2 protein-coding genes and 1 pseudogene are annotated in these 2,323 nt (G+C 70.4%); all 3 read left to right on the top strand.

Annotation, left to right across the window (positions count from 1 at the left end; genetic code table 11):
• A pseudogene (locus ABD369_RS40380) lies at window positions 1-377 on the top strand (SseB family protein); the annotation flags it as partial.
• The gene (locus tag ABD369_RS40375) at window positions 377-1,012 is read left to right on the top strand and encodes a hypothetical protein (protein ID WP_344641624.1); all 636 of its coding nucleotides are present in this window, start codon (window positions 377-379) and stop codon (window positions 1,010-1,012) included. The pseudogene ABD369_RS40380 and the gene ABD369_RS40375, both read left to right, overlap by 1 nt.
• On the top strand, window positions 1,012-2,323 hold a 1,312-nt coding region (locus ABD369_RS40370; protein WP_344641623.1), incomplete at its 3' end, for a putative T7SS-secreted protein. The genes ABD369_RS40375 and ABD369_RS40370, both read left to right, overlap by 1 nt.

Raw genomic sequence — 2,323 nt, 5'->3', positions numbered from 1 at the left:
TGTATGCGCAGATGGGGGATCCGTGGTTGTTGGTCGGGGAGTTCCGCTCGAGTGTGGTTCTGGTGCCGAGGACTTCGGCGGGTCTGGTGTGGACCGGCGACGAGGGCGGGGTGCGGTGGATCTACGCGTTCAGTGGTGAGGCGGAGTTGGCGGCTTTCGCCCGGGCGCGGGATTTCGAGGGTGACCGGCTGGACTATCTGACGGTGTATGGTTCGCGGTTGCTGGATGTGGCGGTGCCGGCGCTGGGGGTGCCGGGCGGGGTGGCGTTGGACGTGGCGGGGAGGCAGCCGATGCTGTTTCCGCCGGTGCGCGGGATCGTGCCGGACTCGGTGGCGCTCGACGCGAGTGCGGGTGCGGTGAGCGGGGGCGGGTTCTGATGGCCGGGGGATACCGGGTCGATCCGGAGGCGTTGAAGCAGACGGCTGCCGGGATCAACGGTGCGATCGACGAGTTGAAGTCGATCGGCATCGCCGAGGGCGCGGAGGTCGGACGCGGGTTCACCAACCTGGAGCTGACGGGCATGCAGGCCGGCAGCCTGGACGTGAAGGCGACTCTCGACGAGTTCTGCGAACGCTGGTCGTGGGGTGTCCGTGCGCTGGTGCAGACGGGTTCCGAGATCGCGGAGAAGCTGCACCTGTCGGCGGGCCTGTACCACGACCAGGAGCAGTATGTCTCGGGAGTGGCCAAGGACGTGACCAACGCCGCGCTGGGCAACCCGAACCTGACCCGCGAGCAGGTGGAGGGCCAGTCCTGGGGGAAGACGCTCTCGGACAACCCGTACACCCAGGCCCGCGACGCGGACTACTCGGCTGAGTCCTACCGGTACGCGTCGGTCCACTCGCAGGCCACCTGGAAGGCCGCTGAGGCGGACCTGCTGGCCAACCCGAACCTGCAGGTCGCGGCGATGACGGCCGGCCACGGCGACGACCTGGCGACCGCGCAGGCCAAGGCCGACGCGGTGGCGAAGGATCTCAACCAGCTGTCCTCGACGATGAAGGGCCAGGACGGCTGATGGGTGTCCTGGGCTCGCTCAAGAGCGGATTCGGCGAGTTCGTCGACGCGAACGCGCACCTCGTGGGCAAGGGCCTGGACATGGTCGGCGCGCACGGCGCGGCCCATGCGGTCGACAATTGGGGCGACCACATCGCCGACGACCTCGGTGCGGCCGTCGGTGAGTTGAACCTCGGGCAGAGTGACGACCCGAAGGAACTGCTGCACGGCGACGCCAAAGCGATCGGGGAGAGCGCGCAGCATCTGCAGAAGTTCGCGCAGGCCTTCGAGGAGACCGGTGCGGGTCTGACGCGGCTGGACTCCGAGCACTGGCAGGGCGAGGCGGCCGAGGCGTTCCGTAAGAAGTTCTCGCCGCAGCCCAGGGCGTGGGTGGTGGTCGGTGAGGCGTGTGCGGCCGCGGGGAAGGCGCTGGAGACGTACCAGAGCACGATCACCTGGGCGCAGGACCAGGCGCAGCAGGCGATCGATGGTTACAACGCGGCGAAGAAGGCGTCCGAGGAGGCGCGCGGCGCCTACAACCGGCGGGTCGAGCAGTACAACAGCGCGTTGGACGACTACAAGCGGGCGGCTTCGGCGGGGCAGAGCGCCACCCCGCCCACCGTGCTGGGGGAGTTCCACGACCCGGGTGAGGAAGGTTTCAAGCAGGCTCAGGAGGTGCTGCGGTCGGCGCGTCGGCAGCGTGACGATGCGGCGCGGACGGCCGGGCAGGCGATCGCGGCCGCCACCGGCAGCGCGCCCAAGGAGCCGGGCCTGTGGGACCGGATCGGCATGGATGTGGCCGATCTCAACACGGGCGCGGCGGTCGGTGCGGTGCATTTCGCTGGCGGCGTGGTCAAGGGCGCCACCGATCTGGTGAAGTTCGTGCGTGGCCTGAACCCGCAGGACCCGTACAACATGACGCATCCCGCGCTGTATCTCGACCACGTGAGCACGGTCGCCGCGGGCCTGGTCCACACCGCGAACCATCCGACGGAGCTGGTCACGGCCATGGTCGGCTCCGGCTGGGGCAAGGACCCGGCGGAGGCCGGCGGCACGGCCGTCTTCAACCTGCTCTCCGGCATGGCCACCGGCGGCGGCAGCGAAGCCGGTGTCGCGGGCGCGCGGATGGCCATGGACGCGGCGGCCGCCGCAGGCGAACGCGGCGGCATCAAGGCCGGGGAGAGCGCGGCGCAGAACGCAGCCGAGAACGCGGCCAGGAAGGCCGCGACCGACGGAGCCGAGCAGGCCGGCGCCTCCGCGTTCAACCGCCCCGGCGCGCCCCAGTTCGACGTGAGCGCCTTCCCCCAGCACGTCCGGCCCACCGAACCCGCCG

The sequence above is a fragment of the Kitasatospora cystarginea genome (assembly GCF_039533515.1).
Taxonomy (GTDB): Bacteria; Actinomycetota; Actinomycetes; order Streptomycetales; family Streptomycetaceae; genus Kitasatospora; species Kitasatospora cystarginea.
Note: the sequence above shows the minus strand (reverse complement) of the source record. Positions and strands in the feature narration are given on the sequence as shown.